This is a genomic window from Pseudomonas sp. B21-041 (genome assembly GCF_024748675.1).
Taxonomy (GTDB): Bacteria; Pseudomonadota; Gammaproteobacteria; order Pseudomonadales; family Pseudomonadaceae; genus Aquipseudomonas; species Aquipseudomonas neuropathica.
The window spans coordinates 4,252,196-4,267,646 of record NZ_CP087175.1; the positions used below are offsets into that span (position 1 = coordinate 4,252,196).

20 protein-coding genes are annotated in these 15,451 nt (G+C 60.8%); all 20 read right to left on the bottom strand.

What is annotated here, in order from left to right; all coding sequences use genetic code 11:
* Positions 1-3 precede the first annotated feature (3 nt).
* The 20 genes from LOY43_RS18715 to LOY43_RS18810 all read right to left on the bottom strand — a co-directional run bounded on the left by LOY43_RS18715 (position 4) and on the right by LOY43_RS18810 (position 15,329).
* On the bottom strand, positions 4-507 hold the full coding sequence (locus LOY43_RS18715) for a phage major tail tube protein (protein WP_187676678.1): 504 nt from the start codon (positions 505-507) through the stop codon (positions 4-6).
* Between the two features lie 13 nt (positions 508-520).
* Positions 521-1,690: a phage tail sheath family protein gene (locus LOY43_RS18720; RefSeq protein WP_258708552.1), complete on the bottom strand. Its 1,170-nt coding sequence runs from the start codon at positions 1,688-1,690 to the stop codon at positions 521-523.
* A gap of 103 nt (positions 1,691-1,793) precedes the next feature.
* Complete coding sequence (locus LOY43_RS18725) at positions 1,794-2,219, bottom strand: phage tail assembly chaperone (RefSeq protein ID WP_258708553.1); 426 nt, start codon at positions 2,217-2,219, stop codon at positions 1,794-1,796.
* A 3-nt stretch (positions 2,220-2,222) separates the two neighbouring features.
* Entirely contained in the window at positions 2,223-3,812 is a 1,590-nt protein-coding gene (locus LOY43_RS18730) for a phage tail protein (RefSeq protein WP_258708554.1), read from the bottom strand.
* Positions 3,805-4,413, bottom strand: a complete 609-nt coding sequence (locus tag LOY43_RS18735; RefSeq protein ID WP_258708555.1) for a phage tail protein I — start codon at positions 4,411-4,413, stop codon at positions 3,805-3,807. Before LOY43_RS18735 ends, LOY43_RS18730 begins: the two co-directional genes overlap by 8 nt.
* Position 4,414: 1 nt before the next feature.
* Positions 4,415-5,296, bottom strand: a complete 882-nt coding sequence (locus LOY43_RS18740; protein ID WP_258708556.1) for a baseplate J/gp47 family protein — start codon at positions 5,294-5,296, stop codon at positions 4,415-4,417.
* Entirely contained in the window at positions 5,293-5,619 is a 327-nt protein-coding gene (locus tag LOY43_RS18745) for a GPW/gp25 family protein (protein WP_258708557.1), read from the bottom strand. Before LOY43_RS18745 ends, LOY43_RS18740 begins: the two co-directional genes overlap by 4 nt.
* A gap of 5 nt (positions 5,620-5,624) precedes the next feature.
* On the bottom strand, positions 5,625-5,873 hold the full coding sequence (locus LOY43_RS18750; RefSeq protein WP_258708558.1) for a hypothetical protein: 249 nt from the start codon (positions 5,871-5,873) through the stop codon (positions 5,625-5,627).
* 54 nt (positions 5,874-5,927) lie between these two features.
* A complete protein-coding gene (locus LOY43_RS18755; protein WP_258708559.1) occupies positions 5,928-6,494 on the bottom strand; it encodes a phage baseplate assembly protein V in 567 nt (188 codons plus the stop codon).
* The gene (locus LOY43_RS18760) at positions 6,491-7,003 is read right to left on the bottom strand and encodes a hypothetical protein (RefSeq protein WP_258708560.1); all 513 of its coding nucleotides are present in this window, start codon (positions 7,001-7,003) and stop codon (positions 6,491-6,493) included. The genes LOY43_RS18755 and LOY43_RS18760 overlap by 4 nt, the downstream gene beginning before the upstream one ends.
* Positions 6,996-7,661, bottom strand: coding sequence for a hypothetical protein (locus LOY43_RS18765; RefSeq protein WP_100847403.1), 666 nt, complete (start codon positions 7,659-7,661; stop codon positions 6,996-6,998). Before LOY43_RS18765 ends, LOY43_RS18760 begins: the two co-directional genes overlap by 8 nt.
* Complete coding sequence (locus LOY43_RS18770; protein WP_034155914.1) at positions 7,658-7,978, bottom strand: hypothetical protein; 321 nt, start codon at positions 7,976-7,978, stop codon at positions 7,658-7,660. Before LOY43_RS18770 ends, LOY43_RS18765 begins: the two co-directional genes overlap by 4 nt.
* Before the next feature lie 2 nt (positions 7,979-7,980).
* On the bottom strand, positions 7,981-8,976 hold the full coding sequence (locus LOY43_RS18775; RefSeq protein ID WP_041481041.1) for a major capsid protein: 996 nt from the start codon (positions 8,974-8,976) through the stop codon (positions 7,981-7,983).
* Between the two features lie 62 nt (positions 8,977-9,038).
* Complete coding sequence (locus tag LOY43_RS18780) at positions 9,039-9,383, bottom strand: head decoration protein (protein WP_258708561.1); 345 nt, start codon at positions 9,381-9,383, stop codon at positions 9,039-9,041.
* A complete protein-coding gene (locus LOY43_RS18785) occupies positions 9,380-10,534 on the bottom strand; it encodes a head maturation protease, ClpP-related (RefSeq protein WP_258708562.1) in 1,155 nt (384 codons plus the stop codon). Before LOY43_RS18785 ends, LOY43_RS18780 begins: the two co-directional genes overlap by 4 nt.
* Positions 10,531-12,012: a phage portal protein gene (locus LOY43_RS18790; RefSeq protein WP_258708563.1), complete on the bottom strand. Its 1,482-nt coding sequence runs from the start codon at positions 12,010-12,012 to the stop codon at positions 10,531-10,533. The genes LOY43_RS18785 and LOY43_RS18790 overlap by 4 nt, the downstream gene beginning before the upstream one ends.
* Positions 12,012-12,218 (bottom strand): phage head-tail joining protein, encoded by a 207-nt coding sequence (locus LOY43_RS18795; RefSeq protein WP_008087653.1) that lies wholly within the window; start codon positions 12,216-12,218, stop codon positions 12,012-12,014. Before LOY43_RS18795 ends, LOY43_RS18790 begins: the two co-directional genes overlap by 1 nt.
* A 1-nt stretch (position 12,219) precedes the next feature.
* Positions 12,220-14,244: a phage terminase large subunit family protein gene (locus LOY43_RS18800; protein WP_258708564.1), complete on the bottom strand. Its 2,025-nt coding sequence runs from the start codon at positions 14,242-14,244 to the stop codon at positions 12,220-12,222.
* Positions 14,245-14,248: 4 nt separating this feature from the next.
* Entirely contained in the window at positions 14,249-14,839 is a 591-nt protein-coding gene (locus tag LOY43_RS18805) for a terminase small subunit (protein WP_100847397.1), read from the bottom strand.
* 145 nt (positions 14,840-14,984) lie between these two features.
* Entirely contained in the window at positions 14,985-15,329 is a 345-nt protein-coding gene (locus LOY43_RS18810) for a phage holin family protein (RefSeq protein WP_034156347.1), read from the bottom strand.
* Positions 15,330-15,451: the final 122 nt, after the last annotated feature.

Sequence of the window (15,451 nt, forward strand, 5' to 3'; positions counted from 1 at the left end):
TCCTTACAGGCCGAGCGCATTGCGCACTTCGAGCAGTTGGTCTTTGCCGTCGATCACCTGAATGCCGGCGACCATGTCGATTTCGTACATCAGGCGCCCGTCGATTTCGAGCTTGTAGTAGGTGACCGCAATCGCGTGTTTGATCTCGGCCGGGTCGCCGGCTTTCCAGTCACCCAGATCGACCTCTTTGAGGCGACCGCGCAGGGTGGCAACGACTGCTGTCACCGCGCCTTTTTGACCCTTGAAAGCACCTCGGAACGTGGCGTTAAAGGCCGTGCCGTCAGCCAGGCCGAAGTACTTCAACGACTCGCGGCGCACGCCCTTGGTGACAAACGAGGCTTCCATTTTCTCAAGCCCCTGATCCATCTCGATGGGGCCGGCCATGCCGCCCCCACGATATTCGTCGGTCTTGGTGGTCAGTTTGGGCAGCGTCAGGCTGGGTACGTCTCCGGAGAAGTTCACGCCGTCGACGAACAGGTTGGTGTTGAACAAGGTTTGAGGAATCATTTGCTACGCCCCCTTAGGCTGCTTCAAGCACTTCGGTCATCCATTGATCGGTGACTTCGAAAAGGAAATTCGGGTTTTCTGCCGGCGGAACATCGGTAAAACGGATGCGCCAATACACCTTGCCCTGGGCGATTTGGCTGGCCGTGTTCAGTTCGGTGTCGGCGAACACTTCAAAGTTGATGATCGCGCCTTGGGCTTTCAGGTCGCGCAGGAATGCATCCAGACCGTTGGTGACATCGGCCACATAGGTCTTGGTGATCGAGCGGTCGACCGCCCATTTGTGTCCGGCCTGCACCGCGTCCATGAGGATGAACAACGTGCGAACGCGGGTAACGAATGCCCACTTCGGATCGCTCGACAGCGTGCGGTTACCCCACAGGCGATAGCCGTCGTCGCGAATAATCGTGGTGATATTGGCGTTGTTGAGCAGGTTGGCTCGGCACGTCTCGTCGCCGTCCAGGTACTCGACCGCGCGGCCGGTACCGGTGATACCGGTCAATTCCTTGTTCGATGGCGAGGCCCAGAAACCGTATTCAGCATCCGTCCACGCAAACAGGCCTGCTGCCCAAGCCGAGCCGGGCGCGTCGACCGTCGAGCTGGTGACGGTGTCCCAGTACTTCACACCCGGGTCGACCATGAACAGGTTGCGACTGCCGAAGTTATCGGCGTAGGCCATGGCGGCCTCATCGGTGGTGCCAGGGCCGTCGATGATGCCGATGGCGCGCAGCTTCTGCGCCACACTGTCGATGGCCGTGGCCACCGCCTGAGTCGCGGTGTGGCCCGGGGCGATCAGCAATCTTGGTTGGGCGTTGAACAGGCTTTTGCCATCGAGCAGCGCCTGCAGGCCAGTACGCTGACCCGAGGCCAGGACGCCGCCGATGATCGCCGAGGTTTGCAGCGCGGCGTCTTCCAGCTTGGGCACGCCGATAGCCACGATCACCGCCTTGGCTTTGACGTAGATCGCCTGACAGGCCTTGGTGATGGCCGAATCAGCGCCGAAGGCGGCAATGGCTTCGCGCTCGGTGGTGATCAACTTCAGTTCGCCGGCCTTGGCCGTACCGCCGCCGAGTTGGCCCGGGGTAAAGGTGTCGCACAGGCCGATAATCGACGACGACGGCAGCGAGATGGTGCGCGCGCCGGTCTCCACCACCGTGGTCGTGATGCCGTGAAATAAACCACTCATAAGGGTCAGTCTCCAGAAACGAAAAAGCCCCGCATAAGCGAGGCTGTGAGGGTGTTCGTGTTACGCGTAACGGAAAAGAAAACGCCCCGTCAGTGCGGGGCGTTTATTGCAGTTGGTCAGTCAGCCAAAGAGGAGTCGGCGGTCGGTGGTCAATCAATGGAAACTCACCGGACTCCGGCCAGTTGCGCAGCGCTCGGCGGTACCCCTGAAGCTCGGAATATTGCTCAGCAGTCAATGTCGTATCGGCGCCTTCCTCCAGCTCGTCTCGGTGACGACTTACTACGCCGTCAGTCACTAAAAGCTGTTCGTCTCGCCATTTGCGCTCAATTGCTGCGCTCGCCTCGGACGAGCGCGGCGGCAGATCAATCAACATTGGAAAGCCTTTTGAATCGGCTGTGATGAGTTTTCCAGAGGCTTGCCCTTCCAACAAGGATTGGTGTTCCTCCGACGATATCGTCACTACATCGGCCGGAAAGTCGGAGGACTCGTCGTAAAACCCGCCAGTTAATGCCGAGTAAAGCATCTTCATTTCTCAATACCCTATCGCTATGAATCTGACGTATTGCGCCTGAACATCAGGCGTTTCAGCAGAAAAACGCGTGGTAGTCAGATTGCGAATAATGGCTGGCAAATTTGCTTTAGCACCATGGTGCGTTACGACTACAGAGGCACAAACACTCGGGAAGGCCCGGGGAAACGTAATGTACGTGTCTGCCCCTGTACCTGCAGCATCATTGCCGTCATTCGCCATCGCAACCCCTTGCCCCCACTGGATAACAAGACCACCAAGCCAGCTCGGGAAAATAATCCAACCGTTTACGGCCTTGAGAATGGAAAACCCCCATCGCATCTTTTTCGGCGTCACTATCGTGGCGTCATCGGCGCCGGCATCCGTCAGTTCCTGTGTTGCGATCTTGGCGGTGCCCAGCTTGATTTCCGTGGCCTGCGTGGCCAAGGCGGCAAGGGCGGCAATGTCGATATTTCCCTGATTGATTGGCGCGTTCCACGCCTTAATGCACCACATGACCGCCAAGTTGCGCGGGCGAGTTTCCAACCCACCCATAGCATCACCGTTTAGAGCTTCCACCCCCGAGGTTTTACTATTCGTCTCAGGCTGACCAGAAAAACCTAACTGCACCGTAGCCGCCACAGATGTACCACTACCGCCAGCGTACCTTGCCGACATGTAATGCATGTGCTCTCTGATTTCTTCGGCCTGATAACTGCCGACGGCCCGGCCAGCATCCACCCCCCGCCCATGATCCCAGCCACGCAGAAACTCAGCGCGAGACTCAGGCAAGCGAAAATTGCCCGCGCCCTCGTCGCCCTTGTTGAAGGCCGTACCGAGGAATTGCGCCAGATCGGGATAAATCGCGATGCTCTTAACGCTGCCGTCCAGCTCTAGAAACCCTGGCGCCACCTTGTCCAGCGGAAAGGCGATAGTGGCGCCTACCGGCAACGCCGAGGCCTGGGCAATCATCGCTTCGACTTCGGTTTTGGTATAGCTGTCCTTGATGCCCATCTTGGCCAGCGTGTCCGGGTTATCGCCGGACACCACCACACCGCGATCATTGACCTTGACCCGCGTATATTCGCCGGGGATTTTGTTCTTCGGCAGCACTTCCAGAATGGCCGCGTCGACGTAGGCCCGCGAGGCCAGCACGATCGCCGGGTCAATCTTGAGCTGAATGTTGCCCGTGCTGGTGACAATGAAGTTCATCCGCACAATCTGCGTGCGCCCCGAGCCTTGCGACAGCAACGGCTTGAAGCTCGGCGCGCAGTTGGCCACCGCCACCAGATCGCCGTCCGCATCGTAGAGGCCGATTTCGCGGATCCACTTACCACCCTCATCGGCGGGAATGATTTGCTCGGCGATGATCACCGCCGGGTTGACCGGGTCGATCTTCAGTTGGTTGAGCGGCTTGCGTCGCCACTCGTTGATCAGCTTGGTTTGACTGGCCGACGGCACCGGATTTGGCGGATCAGCCAGCCCGTTCGGGTTGGCATCACCCACGCCCATGTGCGTGATCAGCCAAGGAATGCCGAGCGCGTCGGCGTTCGCCTGCTTGGCCATCCCCACGTTCGTGAGGATCGCGAAAAACTGCGAATTCGCATCAATCATAATAAACGTCCAGGGTATCAATGGTGTGTTCGCGACCAACCACGCCAAAGCTGCCAGTGACCTCAATGTCACGCATGACGGGCGGGTAAACGTCGATTTCGTCGCCTTCGTAGAGGGACACGGTGATATTCAAATCGCCTTGAGTTTCCAGGCTGATCGCCAGTCCGGTCAGTTGCCGGGTCACGGGCTTGGCATCGTCAATCAGGCGCTCAAGCTCCTGATACATTTCTTCGGTGATGCCGGTATCCAGCACTCCGACCTTCAGCGCGAAAGTGCCCGGCACGCCCTCGGGCACCGTCTGGAACCACTCGACAATCTCGATCAGGTAGCCCAGCGGCTCGACCACGCGGCGCAGAGCGCCGATGGTGCCCTTGTGTTTGTGAATGTAGAAAGACGCCTTGATGGCCGCGCGCTTGGTCGCCTCAGACCATCGGTAGTCCCAGCGATCGACCGACCACGCCCACGCCAGATGCGGCAGCAGATGCACCGGACAGGTGTCGGGGTTGTAGAGATCGCGCAGCGGGACAATCGTCTTTTCGAAAAACGCGGCCTCCATGGCCCGTTCCAGTTGCGTGCTGTTGAGTGGCAGTAGACTTTTCATATCAGCCCGCCAGCCTCACGCTGTAGCGCGTACAGAACGCCGCCTGAGCCTTGGTCGGGGCCAAGTCCTGCCAACCGACCAACTCAACCCGGGCAACGCCAGCAACGTGCAACTGAGCGTCAACAGCGGAGCGTGCGACCTCGACGCCCAGTCGCTTGCGGGGATTGATCCAACCGGCCAATCGGCTTTTCGCTTCGGCCAAACTGGCATCCGCTTCGGGGCCGGCGCCGGCCATGTGCAGGATGGCGTCAATCTCGTAGCGGATCACCTGCGCGCTCTGCACGGTCACACGATCACCGACCGGGCGTACGTCATCGTCATTCAGCGCAGCGGCCACCGTCGCCAGCAGCTCCGGCGGCGCTTCACCCTCCCCATCAAACCCCAGCACCGTTACCGTAACGTGGCAAGGTTCCGGGCTTTCGGCCGTGGCGTCTGCCACCAGCCCAGAAGCGTTACGCGCATGCAGGATGTAGCTGTTACGTGGGCCAGCTGTGGTCAAACCCTCATAGGCCAACTGGATGCGTTCGCGAAACGGGTCGTCGTCTTCCATGACCTTGGGTACCGGCGGCACTGCCAGCAGATCCTCGGCCTGAATGACCAGGCGCTGCAGATTGACGTTGGCCCCCAAGTGATCGAGGTCACCGCGAATGGCGTGCGCCAGCAATAGCGCCTTGCCGGCGTCATTGACCCGGGCGCGGTTGCCGACCTTGTTGTAAGCCCCAACCTCAAGCACTTTGACCACGGGATCGCTTTCCAGCGCGGCCGTCCAGTTGCCACCCATGTACCCACGAAAGACGCCTAAACCGTCCTGATAGACCTCTTCGAAGTCCAGAGGCTCCAGCACGGTCGGCGCCGGCAGCGACGACAGATCAACGGTACTCATGCAGCCACCTCCAACGTGACGCCGTCGCCCAGGTACTTCCCGACGATTTGCAGATTGATTTGCCCACTAATGACGGAGAGGACACGCACCTGGTCGAGCTTCAAACGTGGCTCCCAGCGCTCCAGAGCGCGGGCAACCTCAGCCTGTACGGCGCTTTTCCAGCCCTCGTTAACGGGCAAATCGACAAACCGCCGCAGCTTGCTGCCGTACTCCATGCGGTGCCGGCGACTGCCCAAGGGCGTGCTCAAGATGTCGGCAATGGATTGCCGCAGGTGCTCGATGCCGGATATGGGTAGGCCGGTCTGGCGATCCATTCCGATCATCGATGTCACTCCTTGAACGGCTCGTATTCTTCGCTGGCTTTCAGGAACTTGACCGCCTCGATGTCTGAGGCCGGCACCACGACCGTCGCCTTCTCCACCGAATAGGAACGGTCGGTACCGGGCACGATCACCAGTCGCGACGTGTAGAGCTTGTCGCGGAATTTCAAGGACTCAGGCGATGAGTAAGTTGAGGATGACAATGCCGGTTCCGAGGACGTTTGCGCATCGGTTGAGGTCGTATCGATCTTGGCCATGTGGTTCTCCAGGCATGAAAAAGCCCGCACTGGGCGGGCTGTGGTGAGTTGAAATTAATGCGTGTGGTGATTGCTGTTGCCGGTGGCATCAATGATTGCGCCGGCGCTGGTGATGCCCTTGGTAACGTGTAGCGCGCCGTCGATCATCACCGCCGCTTTCAGATTGATGTTGCCGGTGGTCACGTTCACCGCGCTATCGGTCACGACCGCTTCCGTGCTGGCCACTTTTATGGTGACCGTGCCGCTCGGGAGCGTGATGCTGTAGCTCTTGGCCTGCCAGTCGTAGACCAGCGAGCCGCCATCATCGAAACGCCAGACCTCGACATGGTCGCGATTATCTGGCGGCGGCCCGGCATTGCCATACAAGCCCGGGACAAACGTGCCTTGTGACACGTCACCGCTGGGACTGATCAAACTGCCCTGCTCGCCCAAAGACGGCGCCCGCCAGTGCCTGGCCTTGCCGGCGGCGATGCCGTGCCACCGCACCCAGGCGCTGACCCATTCACTGCCATCCGACACGCGACATACCGGCGGCGAAGCGGACAGATCCACCGCGACCACATAGCAAGCCTTTACCGCACCCGCGATCATGCGGTCATGCTGCGCGCTTGCGTAACTCACGGCAGATCCTCCGGCCTGAATTGCCCGTCACCCGGATCGACTTCCAACACCAACGACCCCGGCGGCTCGTCCGGCCACGGCCATTCCTCAAGGCCGAGATAAACTTGCTGAGTCCACTCCACCAGCCACACCGTGTATCCATCTAGGTGCGGCTGGGTCCAGTCCTGCAGCGATTGCACAAACTCGGCGGGTTCAACTGCCAACCCCCACGTCTGCGAACGCAGCAACACCGCCAACTGCGTCGCCAGTTGCACGACCTGTTGATGATGGTGCGCCTTGATCGGGTCAACAATGATCCGAGCCTCGAACTTGCACACCAGCGAGGTTTCGCCGGTGCCGATATCTTTACCCGGCTCGATCTCGGCCACCTCCAGAAACACCGCTGGCAGCAACACGCGATCCTTAATGTCTGGCCAGGCTGTGACGGTTTGCACGCCAGGCAAGTGGGTACGAAGATGCAGTTCTACCGCCCGATAAAACTGGAACAGGCTGAACGGTTCTTCAGACATTGCCGATCCTCTTAAGGTATTTCTGCAGCTCAAAGTTGAGTTCCTGCTTGAGAATCTCCAGCAGACGCTCATCTGCCTTTTTGACCCAACTGTCGAAATGCGGCCGGGCTTGCTCCAGCGACACCTTGGCCTTGGCCAGCGGGAAACGACTACCGTTTTCGGCGACCCAACCCGAACTCGGCCCGCGACCGGGGGACACAGTGCTGTCGGGGTAGTCATCCGCGTTGAAATGCTTGCTGGCTGTGCGGATCCAGATGTCGGGCTTGTTGCCGTAGACCTTCTTGAGGAAAGCCCCTTGGTAACGCCGCCCCGCTACTGACACGCCGCTGCCGCTTTGCCGCGCCCGGCCGATCCGACTGGACTCGATGGCGTTCAAACCGAACCACAGTTTGCCGCTCGCAGCCCCGCCGGAAACCGGATAGCTGCGCAACCGCTGACGCACTGCCGCAACAGCAATGCGCTCCGACCGGCTGACCGCTCGGGCAATGTGCGTGCGCAACCAACCCAACGTCTTGTTGATCGCGCGCCGATGCGCCGCAGCGGCCGCTTTCGGTACCACCTTGGCAAAGTCCTGGAACGCCTGAAAGTCTGCGGCCGAGGACTGGATGGAGATCATCCCGCCCCCCGCCGAGGGTTTGAAATAGCTGCCGACGCTCATGGCCGCAACCTCAGAATCAGGGCGACCAGCCCGTCACCGCTCGGTTCGAGCTGGATCAGGTCGTAGTCACCGCCGCCATCCAAGGCAGGCAGGTCAACGCTAACCAGCATGCCCTGTTCCAGACCTTGCGAATCGCTTACGCGGATCTCGAAGCGAGGCTCACGCAACCCGGTGTTGAGCTTGCCGAACTTGGGTTGCAGCCAGGGCGCGGCAAACATCCCGAGCACTGGCTCTTCGCGACCCTCGATCCGTGCGGTGTCGCCCAGCGTTTCGAACACCACCGCGTCGACTTCGGCGATCAGATCGCGAAAGCCCATGGTCAGAGTTCCAGCAGGATCTGGGCGCGCGGTCGAGTGCACAGGTGCAGCGGGTTGGACTGTGCTTCACCGGCCATACCTTTGTTGAAGGGCAGCGGCTCGATCATGCTGTAGTACGGGATGCCCTGGGTGTTGACCGTTTCCATGTAGTCGGCCGGTGCAAACACCGAGATGTACAGATCTGGCACGCCTTCCGGAACCAGCAGCGCCTTGTCGTCATGGACAAAAGACACGCCGGCGACCTTGCCACGGTAACGCTCCCAGATGATGCCGCCGAACTCGAAACTTTCCCGGGCGTCACCACGCAGCGCTGCCGCTTGCTGACTGTTGAGGTAGGTCTCTTTGACCGACTTGTGAACAATCAGCTTGTTCCAGAAGTTCTTGCCGCAGAAAGCGCGCGAGCCGGTACTGGTCACGCTGCCCAGCGCATCCTCCTGCATATCCAGCGCTTCACCGCATTTGACCCGCAGCTCGGTACCGGCTTCAGTCAGCCCCATGGACAACTTCTGACGCTGCACACCGAAGCGCTCATACAAATCCAGCAGAACCGTCGAGCCATCAGCGTCGAGGATCTGGCCGTTGAGTGCGCCCATGCGCTGGAACTCATGCGTGGCGTCCAACTGTCGACGCGCCTTAGCCAGACGCGCATTGACCACGTCCTGCACCGCCTGCAGCTCAGTGCGAGTGCCGAAGGCGCGGATGCCCTGAATCTCATCCGCCTTAATTGTGAAGCGCTCCGGCAGGTGCACGGTGTTGAACGGGATCAGGTTGCGCTTGCTCGCTGCAACCACCAGGCCAGAACCACCGCGCTCACCGGCCGGCACCAGTGCCAGGGTGTCACCGTCCTTTTCAATCTGCACGGTCAGGGTGGTAATGCCCTCCTCGCGGAACAGGCCCAAGGCGCTGATGCGGCCCGGCAGGTAGGGTTGATCATTGAGTGCAGCAGTCAGCGAGGTAACGGTAAACGCTTCGTCTTCAAAAATGGCGATATCGGCCATGGGTACTCTCCAGAAACGAAAAATCCCGCACGCGGCGGGATGCATACAAAAAAAGGATCGACTTAGCGGACGATCACGAAATGGGTGGCGAGTGCTTTCTCGGCGGCCAGATCCAGACCGGTCAGGTGCGCTTCGCTGACCTCGGCCAACCGCACCACGGCGCGACCGCGACGCACCACATCGGATTCACCGAGCGGGCCGTACAGAATGGCGACCGCGTTTTCGGTGCCGTCCTCTGCCGTCGGTTCGTACGGTGCGAATTCGCCGGAGGCGGTCACCAGTCCGAGGACTTGTCCGGGCCACAACTCTGGACCGGCCGCGACGTTGATCGCTTCACGCGAAATATTGCCGGCGCCTTCGGACAGCAGGAATTCACCCGCGTGCATCGGTTCCTGTTTGATGGTCATGCTCTTGCTCCTTTCGCGCTTTGCGCGGTTCCAGTTTGGGCCGCTTGGCGAGCAGCCCAAATCGAGTTGGGGTCAGGTTGTTTGGCCAGCACCTTGGGCGCCAGGTCGTCCGCCAGCGGCAGACTGTTGTCGATTTCAAAGCCCTTACCGCTGGTGACAATCTTGTCGAACAGACGCGCCCGCACCGCCGCCTCGTCCAGACCTGTAGCGACATACTCGGCGCTGAATTCCGGCAGCCGCGCAGCCACGCAGAGGTCGTTTACCGCCTTGGCGCGCGCCAGACCGGCTAAAACGATCTCTTCGCTTTCAAGCTGGGTTGACTTGAGCAGCGGCTCGACCAGGTTGCTGATGCCCGCCGCCGTGCAGCGCTGAGTGACCATCAATGCCAACTTGGCCGAGTCGACTACTGGCGGCACCAGCGGCGGATCGACAGGATCAAGATCAGGATCCGCTTCAGGTGGCTCGTCGAGCTGGGCCAGCAAATCAGCCGGTGCGTTCTGGAATCGTTGCAGCACCGCGCCTTGACCGAGACAGGCTTTGACCTTGACGCCGTCACCGACTTCGTCTGCAAGACCAAGCTCCACTGCTTCGTTGGCAGTCAGCCAGGTTTCAGCATCAACCATTCGCCGCAGTTCGGCGTCATCAATGTCGGGCGCCTTGGCCTTATAGGCCGCGATGATCGCCTCCAAGGTCTGATCCAATACATCAGCAACCCGGCGGAAGTCCTCAGCGCTACCGCCTGTATAGGTGTATGGGTTGTGAATCATCAACATGGCGTTGGCCGCGATGACTACGCGGTGTGCGCCGCACACGGCCACACTGGCCGCACTCGCGGCCAGTGCATCGATCCGGCCGGTGCAGCGCTCGCCCAGCCGCGACAGCGCGTTGTGCATGGCCAGCCCGTCGAACAGGTCACCGCCGATACTGTTAAACGCGGCGACCACCGGCGACACACCGTCGTCCATGGCGCGCAGATCCTGCACGAACTGATTGGCAGTGATGCCCCACGCGCCGATCTCGCCATAGACAAAGACTTCGATCACTCGCTCGGTGGACTCGCCGCTGGCATGAACGGCGTACCAAGTCTTGTCCTTGACCTCGACGCGTTTGCCGGCGCGGTTGTAAATACGCGGTTTCGCGCGCTTGCTCATGGTTGCTCCTTGTCGTCGGTGTCTTCGACGGCATCCAGGGTGTTGTAGTTGAGGCCAAGCTCTGTGGCCCGCTTCAGATCGGCGGCGTTTTCCAGATCGACCGTTTCGGCGTCGTAGCCAGTGCGCAAAACCATCTCGCTGCGCGACGAAAAACCGGCTCTCACCTCCATCGCTCGCGCCTGCACGTCCTGCACCGGCTGGATGTAAGCCCAGCCTTGTGGCACCCAGCGGGTGCGCAGGTATTGGCGGCGTTTCTGTGCGTAATCGTCCAGCTCCAAGACACCCGACAGCACCGCCATGTCCATCCACGCGGCCCGCACCGGGCGGCAAAGTTGATGGACGTACACGCTGAATTGCAGTTGTTCCAGGCGACGCCGAAACTCGTTGAGTACCACCCGCAGCGCTCGATCGTTGATGCCGCGCATGTCGCCGGTGAGGATCTCGTAAGGCGTGCCCGATCCCGCTGCTGCAGCCATCAATTGCTGCCGCATGAAGTCCGGGTAGTTGTTGCCCGCGTCTGGCGGTTTGGAGAACTCCACCTCCTCACCCGCGCCCAGTTCCTGCATGGTGCCGGGTTCGAGCGCGACCATCGGGGTGAAGCCATCGCGATCCAGATCGAGCGGCTGACCGGTCACCGGATCTCTGGGAAGAGGCCCCGAGTCCGGCGCTGGACGCTTGATGAACCCGGCAAAGAGGTTGGCCACTTCCTGACGGAACAGCACCGCGTCGTCGTAGTTGTCCAGACTGCGCAGGCGTTTGAGCACCGGCGACAATCGCGGCACACCGCGCAACTGGCCAGGCTCCACCGGTTCGAAGATGTGCAGCACCTGAGTAGCCGGCACGCGGATCAGTTGGTTGTAGCCAGCGTTCAGCGAGGCTGCATCGCGCGGATGCGACAGGTACATCCAGTACGCCATCCGCTTGCCGCCGGGTGTGAACTCGATGCCAGCGCGGATGACGTTGCCGTTTTTGGTGGTCTCGAATTTGTCGTGCGGCACAAATTCCGGTGCGAGGATCTGCAACTGCAGCGGAACTGCCAAGCCTTCATCCAGACCGCGTGGACGCAACCGAACGAAGCATTCGCCCGAGGTTTCAACCGTGCGCGCCACCAGCGCCTGCTGGCCGTAGAAGTCGTTGCGATCATCCGCATCTGACTCATCGACCCAATCCCCCCACAGCTCCTGCAAAAGTTTGCGCAAAGCATCGTCGTCGGTTGTGGGTCGAGGGGTGATGCCCGTGCCGATCAGGTTACTGACGCGCTTGTCGATGACATTGAAGGCATACGGATCATTGCGAACCGCCGCCCGGGAGCGCGACCGCAGGCTGCGCAGTGCGGGGGTGTTGATGCTGTTGATCCCGTTGTCGGGAGCGTCCCAACCGGTGGAGCGGCGCCCTTCCCCAGCGCCCTCGTAGCTGGCCTTGATGTTGGACGGCAGGACAAATCCGTTACGGGTCAACGTTGGAAAATGTCGGGCCATCAGACCCCCTTCCCAGCATGGTACAGCCGGACCACGCGCGAACGTGGCCCGGCAGCGCTTGCCAACGACGAGCGTATTTCTTCCCGCGCCTTGAGCAGCTCATCGACCGTGCGGTATTCCACGGTGCGGTCGGTGTAGCGCACAGTTTTCTCACCGCGAGCAATGGCCGCCTCAACCGCGTCGAGGTGCTTTTTTGTAAAGGACATATCAGCGTCTCTTCAGATAGCCGCTGGCAGAGCTGCGGCGTTGAGGGGGTGCTGCCGGTCGCGCTTGCGTAACCGGTGCAGCGGGTGGTGGTGCGGGCTGGGCTTGGCGTACAGCAGCAGGCACCGGTGTTTGCTCAACATCAAGTCGCTCGCCCTGAACAGGCTTGGTGCTCAAGGCGTCATCGAACAAGCCGGACTGGGCTAGGGCTTGTCGCACCCTGTCCCAATCGTGTTCCTGGTAGCGGTTGATGCCGAGGTAATGTGCCATGGCCAGGCAGTACACCATCAGGTCGAGCGCTTCGTTGCGCTCGGCCTTGCCCTTCACCCATTCGATGCGCTTGTGCCCGCGCACGTAACGCACGACTTTGCGCTCGGCGACGCACTGGGCGAAGAACTCGTCCGGCAGGTCGTTGGCAAAGTGCAGCGAACCCGGGCCGTCCGGGAACGGGTACCGGTTGTAGATCCAGTCTTTGGCGGTGTCGGTACCGACAAACCACAGCTCGGCGCCGTTGCGTTCGGTCTGGCCCTTCCAAGTCACGTCTACCATGGACGGGCGCTGTGCAATCACCGGGCGGCCCGGCTTGCTCGCGCCCTTGATGGCGAAGATGTTGCGCCAGCGACGAACGCGGCAGAACTGGTAGACCTCATCGGTGTGATGACCGCCGGAGTCGACACCCACGGCGAGAATCGCCAGACCGACACCACAGGGATGTCGGTAACGGGCCTTGAGCTTATCGTCCAGCACCGCCCAGGTGCGATCGTCTGCCGGATCGCCCCAGATGATCTGGTGATCGACCACCCAGCGCTCCATACCGACACCAAAGCCCATCACCATCATTTCCAGGCGGTTGGCCTGGACGTCGACGGCGCCGGTCAGCATCAGCACACCGGCCGGCATCGTACCGAGGGTGTAATTCTCCAGCCGCGCCCGAGCGATCAGCACTTCCGCCTTGGTCTGTTCGAGCGCGCTGTCCCAGACCTTAGCCAGACGGGTGTTGTAGAACACCTGCATCAGGCTTGTGTCGCCTTGGGCCTGGGCTTTTTTGGCATCTTCGAACTCGACGGCGAGCGAGGCCCAATCCATCCAGCCGGTCGGCGAATACAGGGCGCTGAGATGAAACCCCACGGTCTTGCCATCGCCACGACCATGCGCGCGCCACTCACCTCGGGCGAGCATATCGCTTTTGTGGTGCTCCTCGATCAGCACGTCGCATTCAGGAGCAGCGCACTCGTAATGCACGGTGGCGAAGTCCGCGCTGTAGTGCAGCCGCTCCCACTCCAACACCTGCATATGGCCGCAGGTGGGGCACGGCACATAATAGTGACGCTGGTCGCTGGACTCGAACAGATCGGCGATCCGCGAGGCACCCTTGATCGTCGGCGAGCTGGAAAAATAGATCTTGGCGTTGCGCCCGAAGTTGGTCGCCCGCGTTTCGGCCAGCCTGATGGGATCCCCCTCCTGACCGACATCGTTTTCCCAGCGGTCGACTTCGTCGCCATAGATGTAACGTGCCGACAGCTCCGAGAGGTTGGCCGCAGAACCGGCGGTGGTCACGTACAGCGAACCACCTTCAAATTCCTTGGTGTCCATCGTATTGCGGGCATCCCGTGAGCGGCTGGTGGCCACGCGCTCACGCAGCACCGGGGTGGCCTTGATGGTTTTGCTGATCCGCCCCGAGACCCGCTTGGACAATCCAAGGCTGGGCAGCAAGGCTAGGATGTTTGACGGCGCCATGTGGATCAGGCCCCCCATCCAGTTGAGGGCGATCTGGGTTTTCATCAACTGCGAGGCCACCATGGTGACCACGCGCCTGCAAGGGTGAGCCGGCGACAGGCAACGCATCGGTTCGCGAGCATAAGGTGTCCGCGAGGTGCGGTACTGGCCTGGCTCTGGGGCGCCGGTGTCTCGCGGGATTCGCATGTACTCGTCGGCCCACTCATCGATCCAGAGATCGGGATCAGGACGCAGTCCACGGAAGTAGTTCTCACGGTACACCTTTGCACCGTCAGAAAATTCCGTGTGCATGGGTTTAATCCGCTATCAGGGCGTGTTCAAGATCCGCTGAAGAGAGGCGCTCAGCTTCTTCCAGCGTCCGACGAATTGTTGCCGTCAGGTGTTTTTCGATTTGCCAGGGATCCGTCATCGCCGCCAAGTCATAGGACAGTTGCGGCAGCGGTCCAAACAGTTGGTCGCGCAATAAACGACCCGCGTCATAGGCCCCGGTCTCTACTGCCTCTCGGGACACCAATGAGCCTTGCGCTTTGCCCAGTTCGATCTCGGCCAGCTTGGCCATGTTGTGTTCGCGCAGCGCGCGGGACTTCTGGTAGTCGGGGTGTTTGCCATCGACAGGTATTAGTTGCGGCGGCGCAGCCGTGGAAGTCGGCTCAGTCAGTGGGGACAGTTGACTGTAAACGTCACGCTGAATCCGCTCTTGCTGGTGACGTTCGGCGACTGCGGCCTTGCTCGGGTCGCTGGTCTTATCGAGCAGCGCCTCAGTAGCCTCAAGATCAATCTTGCCGTTTTCGGTAAGCACCAGACGATCCTGGCTGGCCAATTTGGAAACATAGGATTTGGCCCACCCGCGCCGGGCCGCAAACTCCGTTTTGCTGATGATTGTCATGGTTAATTTCTCCAGTTCACCCCGCGAGTTCACCTGTTCACCCCAAGTTCACCTCAGTTCACTAAGCTGGTGAACCGCCCGCTAACACGATCCCGCGGGTTTCCGACCCCGTACCCTCCGAATAACCCCAGGGTCCCCGGCGGTTTCAGGCTGGTCCGCCGCCATTCGGCGGGACATCGCACACGCCAAGCCGCTTAGCAGCCCAGCGTTCGTACAAGCCGATGGCAACATCTGCACCGGCCATTGCCGTGAGACAACCCAAGGCGCCCGCCGTCCAGAGCGACATGCCCGCCGCGATCATCAGCATCATTGCCGAGACTCCGCAGACAATGCAGGCACCGGATCGAAGTGCAAGCCGGCGCATCAAAGCCCAGCCTCGCGCGCCATCTTTGTCTGCTCGCCACATCTCACCCGATACGCCGCCGACCAGAGCCAGGACGATCACCAACCAGATCGGCATTTCTGCCAGCGCTTGCTGCTCATTTGTCATGTTGTGCCTCAAGTGAAGGAGCATGCCGAACACAAAAAAGAAAACCCCGCCGCGGGGCAGGGTTTTCAGTGTCGCGGCGTACGCCAGGACGAAGTGCACAGCACGTGCTCGGGGAAGCGCCA

Excerpts from the sequence above, each read along its gene's own strand:
- LOY43_RS18745 (WP_258708557.1), bottom strand. The coding sequence starts at position 5,619 with ATGATCGGAATGGATCGCCAGACCGGCCTACCCATATCCGGCATCGAG.
- LOY43_RS18805 (WP_100847397.1), bottom strand. The coding sequence starts at position 14,839 with ATGACAATCATCAGCAAAACGGAGTTTGCGGCCCGGCGCGGGTGGGCC.
- LOY43_RS18760 (WP_258708560.1), bottom strand. The coding sequence starts at position 7,003 with ATGTCTGAAGAACCGTTCAGCCTGTTCCAGTTTTATCGGGCGGTAGAA.
- LOY43_RS18725 (WP_258708553.1), bottom strand. The coding sequence starts at position 2,219 with ATGAAGATGCTTTACTCGGCATTAACTGGCGGGTTTTACGACGAGTCC.
- LOY43_RS18715 (WP_187676678.1), bottom strand. The coding sequence starts at position 507 with ATGATTCCTCAAACCTTGTTCAACACCAACCTGTTCGTCGACGGCGTG.
- LOY43_RS18750 (WP_258708558.1), bottom strand. The coding sequence starts at position 5,873 with ATGGCCAAGATCGATACGACCTCAACCGATGCGCAAACGTCCTCGGAA.
- LOY43_RS18800 (WP_258708564.1), bottom strand. The coding sequence starts at position 14,244 with ATGCACACGGAATTTTCTGACGGTGCAAAGGTGTACCGTGAGAACTAC.
- LOY43_RS18785 (WP_258708562.1), bottom strand. The coding sequence starts at position 10,534 with ATGAGCAAGCGCGCGAAACCGCGTATTTACAACCGCGCCGGCAAACGC.
- LOY43_RS18780 (WP_258708561.1), bottom strand. The coding sequence starts at position 9,383 with ATGACCATCAAACAGGAACCGATGCACGCGGGTGAATTCCTGCTGTCC.
- LOY43_RS18740 (WP_258708556.1), bottom strand. The coding sequence starts at position 5,296 with ATGAGTACCGTTGATCTGTCGTCGCTGCCGGCGCCGACCGTGCTGGAG.
- LOY43_RS18720 (WP_258708552.1), bottom strand. The coding sequence starts at position 1,690 with ATGAGTGGTTTATTTCACGGCATCACGACCACGGTGGTGGAGACCGGC.
- LOY43_RS18795 (WP_008087653.1), bottom strand. The coding sequence starts at position 12,218 with ATGTCCTTTACAAAAAAGCACCTCGACGCGGTTGAGGCGGCCATTGCT.
- LOY43_RS18730 (WP_258708554.1), bottom strand. The coding sequence starts at position 3,812 with ATGATTGATGCGAATTCGCAGTTTTTCGCGATCCTCACGAACGTGGGG.
- LOY43_RS18770 (WP_034155914.1), bottom strand. The coding sequence starts at position 7,978 with ATGGGCTTTCGCGATCTGATCGCCGAAGTCGACGCGGTGGTGTTCGAA.
- LOY43_RS18735 (WP_258708555.1), bottom strand. The coding sequence starts at position 4,413 with ATGAAAAGTCTACTGCCACTCAACAGCACGCAACTGGAACGGGCCATG.
- LOY43_RS18775 (WP_041481041.1), bottom strand. The coding sequence starts at position 8,976 with ATGGCCGATATCGCCATTTTTGAAGACGAAGCGTTTACCGTTACCTCG.
- LOY43_RS18810 (WP_034156347.1), bottom strand. The coding sequence starts at position 15,329 with ATGACAAATGAGCAGCAAGCGCTGGCAGAAATGCCGATCTGGTTGGTG.
- LOY43_RS18790 (WP_258708563.1), bottom strand. The coding sequence starts at position 12,012 with ATGGCCCGACATTTTCCAACGTTGACCCGTAACGGATTTGTCCTGCCG.
- LOY43_RS18765 (WP_100847403.1), bottom strand. The coding sequence starts at position 7,661 with ATGAGCGTCGGCAGCTATTTCAAACCCTCGGCGGGGGGCGGGATGATC.